The following is a 6,802-nucleotide window of genomic DNA, read 5'->3' as shown; positions in this document are numbered from 1 at the left end:
CGCCTGGCCGCCACCACGACCGACCCCTACGGCGGCGGCGTGGCCATCGCCTCCCAGCCCGACGGCTCCCTGACGATCACCTCTGGAACCCCGGCCAGCTTCTCTCGCGCCTACGCCGACCCCGCCGACGACACCGACCCGAACGGAGCCCCGCTGCCCACGCTGGTGATGGGTCTGCACTCCGTGGCCGGCTTCCGCCGGCACCTGGCCCAGTGCGACCCGACGGACCGCATCGAGCTGCGCGCCGACCCCGTGGGGGTGAGCCTGATCAAGAACGGCTGGCTAAACCTCACCGCCGCCAGCAACCGCGCCGGCGCCCTCACCCCCTGGGCCTACACCGACCAGCCCGCCCTCGCCCTCAACGCGGAGATTCCCGCCCACCTGACCGAGCTGCACCGCAGCCTCGCCGCCGCCCTGGACGGCCACGGCCACCCCGACCCCGAGGACACCCTGGAGGTCTACGTGGAGGCCGAGACCCCCCACGGGCTCAGCTGGCACCTCGGGGACTGGGCCCTGGGCCACACCGACCCCCGCTGACAACACCGCCCGCGAGCGCGTGAAGCGCTCGCGGGCGGTGTTGGTGTCGGGGCACCCCTCTAGGCTCAGCAGACCACGCCGCGCCCGTCCGCGTCGGCGCCGAACCCTACATGGAGGCCTGCCCTGTGCATCCACTGATCCACACCTCTCGCGTCCTGCATTTCTGCCTCACACACCCGGGCTCCGTCGCCATCCCCGCCGAGGTCTGCCCGCCCCAGATGCTGGGCATGGTCTACGGCGAGCTGGAACAGTGGGGAGTCGTCCCAGCCGACGAGCCCGCGCTGGCCGGGCCCTCCCCGATCATCATCCAGCCCTCCGGCCAGGGTGCCGCGCAGCTGGTGGACGCCCAGTACCGCGAGCAGGAGATCGGCTGGCGCATCCTCGAGGCCCTGACTGCACCAGGGGCCGGGCCCGAGGTGCTGGGGGGCCTGACCGGGCAGAGCGTGGGGGAGATTCCCCTGGAGAGCGCTGAACTCTCCGCAGTGGCAACGGAACTGGCGCAGATGGGCCTGATCGACAGCCGCCGGACCGCCGACCGCCTGCACGCACACGTGCGCCTCTCCCCCGACGGCCGACGCCTCGTGACCTCCCAGCGCGCCCCCTTCCCCGTGCACCTCGACGGCACCACCCCGTCGGCCTCCAACGCCTCCGCCACCACCTACCAGTTCATCAACCACGGCCAGATCGCCGCGGCCGCCATGGGCGCTTCCAGCACCGCCACCGGCACCCAGACCATTCACCACGGAGCCGACCTGACGGAGATCCTCAACCACCTACGCCAGGCGATCGAAACTCAGCGCCCGCATCTGGAGGACCGGGCCGACGAGCTGCTCGACATGGCTGGCGCCGTCGAAGACATCGCCCCTGCTCACACCGCGTCCGCCCGATCCATGCTCGGCTATCTCTCGGACAAGACCGCCGAGTGGCTCGGCACCGGTGCCGGCGCCGGAATCATCGCCCTGGCCACCCAGGCCCAGGCAGCCCTGGGCGCCTGAGCTGCCCTGGCGACGGTCGCGGAAACGACGCTTCGCGGACGGCACCCGCCGACCGGGGAAACACAGAGTGTCCCCGGTCGGCGTTTTCCGTGACGGTTGTCAGTTGATCTCGAGGGCTTCACGGGCATGGGCGTACTTCTGGCGGAGCCGCTGCTGAGTGGGCAGGTCCAGCAGGCGCATGCGCTGGGGATCGGTGTTGTCGTCCAGGTCGGCGTGCTTGACGGCCCGGGCAATGGGGTTGGCACGCACGCGCGCGTAGTAGTCATCGGCGGGCTCGCCGTCGTGGCGCGTGAGTGCTTCCACGGCTTCCACCACCTCCGCGGGGAAGCGCCTGGCAAGTTCGTCCCGGGTGACCGGGGTGTCCTCCAGCACGTCGTGAAGCCAGGCAGCGGCCACGGTCTCGGCCTGCCAGGCGGGGTCGGCATGAGCGAGCGCGCCGTCGGCCACACGACGGGGGTGGTCGATGTACGCGGCACCGGCTTTGTCCGTCTGGCCTCGGTGAGCGCGCGTGGCCAGCTGGCGGGCGTCGTGAATCATGCTCGGGTTGCTCATGGGCTCTTCCCCTCTCGTCGTAGGCGGGCCTTGACCGCCACGTGGTCTCCTTCGACAGCGTGCTTCGCCTCTACGCGCAGGCCGGCCGGCAGATCAGGCAGGGAGCCACGGTTCAAGACCGAGGCCAGTTGCCGGGGCGCACTGGAATCGCTGGATCCGGCTGGGTAGATGTTCACGGTGCGCCAGCGGCCGGACTGCCGGCTCTTCTCCAGCAAGGCCGGCAGTCCAGGGGCACTCAGGGGGCGCTTGCCCGTGAGCGCCCCGCTCAGACCCAGCTCAGCGCTGGTGCGCTGCTCCATGGCCGGCTGTGCCTTCATGCGGGCCAGCAGGCGCCGAGCGGGCAGGCGCCGGGTGTCGTACCGCTTCACCTTGTCCAGCAAGCCGGCGGCCTGCTCGGCAGAGATCGGGTCGTAGACGCCTCCGTCGTCGCCGAAGAGAAAGTCGGGCTCCAGGTCGGCGGCCCGGTGCCACAGCCCGGTGTTCGGAACCCAACGCAGCAGCATCTGGGCCTGCTCATCCTCAGCCACGATCACCACGGTCCCCGGCGCTTGATCAGCGTGCCTCACCCGGTAGAACTTGACCATCGCTTACCCTCCTTTCTCTCTCCTCACAACTAACTATATGTCTTTTTCCTGACGGTCACACCCCCCAGTGAGCCCATCTCATCCAGGCCGGCCGGCGTCGGCAGATCCGACCAGAGCTGCTGCGACTCCCCCTGAAGCCTGCGCCGCTCTCCCATCGGAGTCTCCGCGGCCCGGGATCGCTCGTAGAGCAGGTGGGACTCATCCTTGATCGCCTGCGATCGCTCAGAATGCACTTGGACCTCCACGACCAGCCCCTCCGGCTCCCGCATGAGCACGTGCACCCCCTTGTAGGGGTTGCCCTCCACGTAGGAGTGCTCAGCCTCCACCACCGTCCACCCCTTCGCGGTCAGCCCCTCCACAACACCCCGGGCCACCTCTGAGATGCTGTCGTGCTCGGCTGCAACCGCGGTGTACCGGCACACGTCCGTGATCGAATCCACGGCTCTCTCCGCGCTCAAGCGCCGCCCCTGCTCCTCCGCCTTCAACTGCTTGGCCTCCACCTTGCGCGCCAACGAGCTCGGAGCCTTCAACCGGAACTCGCCACCATGGAGCCGCGCACCGCCGGCGGCCACGACCCCAGACACCTGGCCGTAGACACGCTCATCCGCAGCCACCGCCCGCTGCACCACCCCCAGAGCAGCGCAGGCCACCGGGCCATCATGTCGTTCCCACAACTCCGCGGGATCCTCCGCCGCCCAGAACAGCGCCGGCGCGCCCGCCGTCCCCGGCTGCAGATTCTGACTCCTCAGAGACCGCAGCCGTCGAGCCCTCTCACACCGCCGATCATCCCGACACACACCCCCACCATAGATCTGTCCCCTATCGACTTCTAACCTGACAAGCCCACGCATGTGGGATGTCCTCCAAACCGCCGTCTACCCTCTTGCACATGCGCCATTGGGGATGTAATGTCCTTCATGTCTTATGGGGCTCGGTTGGAGCCCCAGCCCCCACCGAAGGGACAGCATCCACATGCACACCATCACTTCCTCTGCCGTCACCGACGTGCTCGACTACGCACGGCACTCCTACCCGCTGGAGGAGGACGCGGTGATCTGCGTGGCCTTCAATGCCCAGGGAGTCCCTGGTGCCTGCGCTCGCGCGCTCCCCACAGGGCTGGGTACGCCGGTCGAAGACCTCGCCGCCACCATGCTCAGCACGCTGCGCCAGGCCGGCATCACGCGCGTCGTGGTGCTGTTCACGGGCCAGGAGGGCGAGCCGCTGCGGGCGCGGCGTCTGCTGCGTCTGCTGCGCCGCTCAGTGGAAGTGCTCACGGCGATCTGCCTGCAGGGCTTCACCTGGCACGAGATGGACGGCCACGACGTAGGGGCCTACTACCCGGGCACCTCCAACACCGGCCTGCACACCGCCGTGCACCAAGGAGCCCCAGCCTCCGCCCCGGCCACGCCGAGCCCCTCGCAGGCGAGCACACTGGCAGAGGCCACCGCTCCGATCCTGGAGCACCGGCGTGCCATCCCGGTCGAACAGCTCAAGGTGCTCGTACAGACGGCATGCGCTGAGCTGCAGCAGCTCTGGCCCTCCTCGCTGAGCACCAACCCCGACGACCCCACCACCGCACACCTGTTGCTGGCGCTGAACACCCCCGGGGTGCTCAGCCACTCGCTGGCCTTGGCCACCCTCTTCCCCGCGGCGCAGGGTCCACGCACCACCCGCGCGGACATCCTCGCCGGCATGCCCCACGGCGTGGACCTGCGCACCGCGAACTCCAGCGACGCCCTACTGCGCGAGCTGATCACGCGCGGCCCCGCCTACGCGGGCATCGGCCCTCTCACCGCACTGGCCTACAGCGCCTGGCTGCAGGGCCGCGGCACGCGAGCGGCAGGACTGCTGCGTGCGGCCGGCGAGGTGGCCTCGATCCACGAGCACCGCAGCCTGAGCGCGCAGGTGAGGTGGATGCAGGAACTGGTGCGCTCTCACGTCGCCGCCCATGCCTTAGCGCCCAGCCGCCGCGGACACCGCTGAGCCCCCCGCAGGCCTCGCCCCCTGGATCTCGTCCAGGGGGCGAGGCCTGCCCGTGGGGCCTTGGGGCGTCCGGGGCCAGCCGTAGGGTGCTCGGCGCAGATCCTGCGACTCCACAGAGGACCATCACATGCCACATCCACCGTGCACCGGTGCCCACCTCCGCCTCTCGACCACCCATGTTGAGCCGTTCCACTCCTCCGAGGGGCTGCGATGACCAAGGTGCGCCCGAGGCAGATCGCTGTGGAGCCACCCCGGGTCTACGAGCCGCCGGCGTTCACCGACCCCCATCAGGTCACTTCCGCCCCTTACCGCCGCGAGCCCTACGTGCGCATCACCTTCCCCGACGGCCGCTTGCAGGATGCCAAGGTCCGGCGGTGGTCCCCCACGCATGTCCTGGTCCTGTGGCAGAACGATCTCGACCGACTTCCCCACTCGGCGTGGGTGCCGGCTGGGTGGGTCCAGCGCATCACGCGCGAAGAGTCAGCGTGGCGTGACCCCTACGATTTCCACTGATCACCTGCCGCCCTGCAAGCAAGACGGCCCCCACCTCTGTCAGAGGTGGGGGCCGTGACGCTTCGAGCGCTAGACCTTGTAGAGGGTGGCCCTGGCCAGCCCAGTGGCCTTCTGCAGCTCCTCCAGCGTGTAGTGCTTGGCCTTGCGGGCACGTCGGATCAGCAGATCGCGCTCGTCCAGCGCCTGAGCCAGATGCCCTTCGGCTTCCTCCAGCGCACGGGCGGCGTCCACGACCTGCTGCAGGTCCGGGCTCACCCCGAGTTCCGGGGCTGGCTTCACGTCCTGGGTCAGATACGCCACCGACCGCTGGCTCAACCCCGCGGCCTCCTCAAGGGCCTTCTTCCGGGCTCCTTGGGTGCGCGCGTTGCGCACGGCGAGGTTGCGCGCGGACTTTGCCTGATCCCGCCGCGCCGTGAAGTCACGTGCATGCTCGCACCTCTCCGCGACCTGCTCGAGCGTCGGCACATGATCGTTCCGATCGGCTGCGCTCATGGCTTCATCACCTCCCTGCTCTGTCATCGGTCCCCATCCGTGGGTGCCCCGTCTCGCGGCGCCGGCACAGGCTCGATCGGCACATGCAGCTGATGCTCACGACGCAGACGACGGGCCGCCTTGGCCGCCGCTGCTCGGTGCATCTCGACCGGTACCCCGCGTAGCTCTTCCTCACCCCAGGTCACATCCGCGGCGCGCGGGTTCCACCCGCGGAAGGACAGCCGAGTGGAGTAGGACATGATCATCAGCTCAGCGCCCTGTTCATGCTGTTCCAGGACAGCTGCCACGAGATCGTCCACCAGGCGGTCCTGGTAATCCTCCATCGCCGTCAGAGCACGTTCGATCCACTCCCAGGAGCGCGGCGGGTTCTTACCGAACTCCCAGCGGTCCAGGTTCTGCTCGCGGATGTTGAGTGCCTCAGCCATCGCCGGCTTCGACAGCCCCAGACCCTCTCGGCGCGCCAGCAGCTCGAGCCCGTACATCACTGAGCCTCCGCTGCGCGCGCGGCGCGCTTGGGCTCGTAGGCGGCCAGCTGCTCGCGCAGGTCGAGCTCCTCACGGTGGAGACGCTCGATGGTGGTGAGCAGATCATCCTGCAGCGGCTGGCTACGAGTGCGGGCGAAGGTCCGCCACGTGGTGAGGGTCCAGGCCTTGGTGGGCCGCGGCGCCACGAGCACCGCGTCGGGCACGGGCATGTAGTCCACCATCTGGTGTGCAGCGTTGGGGGACTTGCGACCCGCTTGTCTCATCATCTGCGAAGCGGTGTAGTAGAACGTCGTGGACATGAGGTTTCTTCCTTCCTCTGGGGCTCGCCGCGGGCGAGCTGAGCATCTGGGGGGATGACTGCTTACCACCCCCTCTCATGGAGAATGCTACATGTCGTTATTATCATGTGCAACGTGGTGCGCGAGAGGGATTGGCCGCCCGATGCCGGCGGCGACGAAACGCCGGCCCCCTCCAGAGGGCCTGCCTCCACAGAGAGCCTCAACTGCGACCCGGAGCAGACCGTGACCGACCACCACCCCCCGGCCCCCCTGGAAGACGCACACCTCCTCGCGGCCCTGCAGGAAGCAGAAGAAGCCATGGACGAGCTCGAACAGATCGGAGCCCGCACCGCGGCTGCCGCAGGGTGCGGACGCAGCCGAAC

Annotated in this window: 10 protein-coding genes; 4 read left to right on the top strand and 6 right to left on the bottom strand. The window is 69.2% G+C overall.

The window, feature by feature from the left end:
* Together CITRIK5_RS11870 and CITRIK5_RS11865 are read left to right on the top strand one after the other, a co-directional pair.
* On the top strand, positions 1 to 537 hold a 537-nt coding region (locus CITRIK5_RS11870), incomplete at its 5' end, for a hypothetical protein (RefSeq protein ID WP_236557210.1).
* Positions 538 to 662: 125 nt separating this feature from the next.
* Positions 663 to 1,532, top strand: a complete 870-nt coding sequence (locus CITRIK5_RS11865) for a hypothetical protein (RefSeq protein WP_159833831.1) — start codon at positions 663 to 665, stop codon at positions 1,530 to 1,532.
* Between the two features lie 99 nt (positions 1,533 to 1,631).
* On the opposite strand, the gene CITRIK5_RS11860 is transcribed toward CITRIK5_RS11865, so the two are convergent.
* Genes CITRIK5_RS11860 through CITRIK5_RS11850 form a run of 3 tightly spaced genes read right to left on the bottom strand, consistent with a single transcriptional unit; the run spans position 1,632 to position 3,519 of the window.
* Positions 1,632 to 2,084 carry an HD domain-containing protein gene (locus CITRIK5_RS11860; protein ID WP_159833829.1) on the bottom strand — a complete coding sequence of 151 codons (453 nt, stop codon included), beginning with the start codon at positions 2,082 to 2,084 and terminating at the stop codon, positions 1,632 to 1,634.
* Complete coding sequence (locus CITRIK5_RS11855) at positions 2,081 to 2,668, bottom strand: hypothetical protein (protein WP_159833827.1); 588 nt, start codon at positions 2,666 to 2,668, stop codon at positions 2,081 to 2,083. Before CITRIK5_RS11855 ends, CITRIK5_RS11860 begins: the two co-directional genes overlap by 4 nt.
* A gap of 29 nt (positions 2,669 to 2,697) precedes the next feature.
* Positions 2,698 to 3,519, bottom strand: coding sequence for a hypothetical protein (locus tag CITRIK5_RS11850; RefSeq protein WP_159833825.1), 822 nt, complete (start codon positions 3,517 to 3,519; stop codon positions 2,698 to 2,700).
* Between the two features lie 121 nt (positions 3,520 to 3,640).
* Between CITRIK5_RS11850 and CITRIK5_RS11845 the strand changes: the two genes are divergently transcribed.
* Positions 3,641 to 4,651 (top strand): hypothetical protein, encoded by a 1,011-nt coding sequence (locus CITRIK5_RS11845; protein WP_159833823.1) that lies wholly within the window; start codon positions 3,641 to 3,643, stop codon positions 4,649 to 4,651.
* Between the two features lie 210 nt (positions 4,652 to 4,861).
* Positions 4,862 to 5,164: a hypothetical protein gene (locus tag CITRIK5_RS11840; protein ID WP_159833821.1), complete on the top strand. Its 303-nt coding sequence runs from the start codon at positions 4,862 to 4,864 to the stop codon at positions 5,162 to 5,164.
* Between the two features lie 69 nt (positions 5,165 to 5,233).
* On the opposite strand, the gene CITRIK5_RS11835 is transcribed toward CITRIK5_RS11840, so the two are convergent.
* Genes CITRIK5_RS11835 through CITRIK5_RS11825 form a run of 3 tightly spaced genes read right to left on the bottom strand, consistent with a single transcriptional unit; the run spans position 5,234 to position 6,440 of the window.
* Positions 5,234 to 5,656, bottom strand: a complete 423-nt coding sequence (locus CITRIK5_RS11835; protein WP_159833819.1) for a hypothetical protein — start codon at positions 5,654 to 5,656, stop codon at positions 5,234 to 5,236.
* Between the two features lie 23 nt (positions 5,657 to 5,679).
* Entirely contained in the window at positions 5,680 to 6,138 is a 459-nt protein-coding gene (locus CITRIK5_RS11830) for a helix-turn-helix transcriptional regulator (RefSeq protein ID WP_159833817.1), read from the bottom strand.
* Complete coding sequence (locus CITRIK5_RS11825; protein WP_159833815.1) at positions 6,138 to 6,440, bottom strand: hypothetical protein; 303 nt, start codon at positions 6,438 to 6,440, stop codon at positions 6,138 to 6,140. The genes CITRIK5_RS11830 and CITRIK5_RS11825 overlap by 1 nt, the downstream gene beginning before the upstream one ends.
* Positions 6,441 to 6,802 lie beyond the last annotated feature (362 nt).

The organism is Micrococcus sp. 116, from assembly GCF_902506395.1.
Classification (GTDB): Bacteria; Actinomycetota; Actinomycetes; order Actinomycetales; family Micrococcaceae; genus Micrococcus; species Micrococcus luteus.
Note: the sequence above shows the minus strand (reverse complement) of the source record. Positions and strands in the feature narration are given on the sequence as shown.

Bases quoted from the DNA above. Each gene is read 5' to 3' on its own strand.
- CITRIK5_RS11860 (WP_159833829.1), bottom strand. From the start codon at position 2,084: ATGAGCAACCCGAGCATGATTCACGACGCCCGCCAGCTGGCCACGCGC.
- CITRIK5_RS11855 (WP_159833827.1), bottom strand. From the start codon at position 2,668: ATGGTCAAGTTCTACCGGGTGAGGCACGCTGATCAAGCGCCGGGGACC.
- CITRIK5_RS11850 (WP_159833825.1), bottom strand. From the start codon at position 3,519: ATGCGTGGGCTTGTCAGGTTAGAAGTCGATAGGGGACAGATCTATGGT.
- CITRIK5_RS11845 (WP_159833823.1), top strand. From the start codon at position 3,641: ATGCACACCATCACTTCCTCTGCCGTCACCGACGTGCTCGACTACGCA.
- CITRIK5_RS11840 (WP_159833821.1), top strand. From the start codon at position 4,862: ATGACCAAGGTGCGCCCGAGGCAGATCGCTGTGGAGCCACCCCGGGTC.
- CITRIK5_RS11835 (WP_159833819.1), bottom strand. From the start codon at position 5,656: ATGAGCGCAGCCGATCGGAACGATCATGTGCCGACGCTCGAGCAGGTC.
- CITRIK5_RS11830 (WP_159833817.1), bottom strand. From the start codon at position 6,138: ATGTACGGGCTCGAGCTGCTGGCGCGCCGAGAGGGTCTGGGGCTGTCG.
- CITRIK5_RS11825 (WP_159833815.1), bottom strand. From the start codon at position 6,440: ATGTCCACGACGTTCTACTACACCGCTTCGCAGATGATGAGACAAGCG.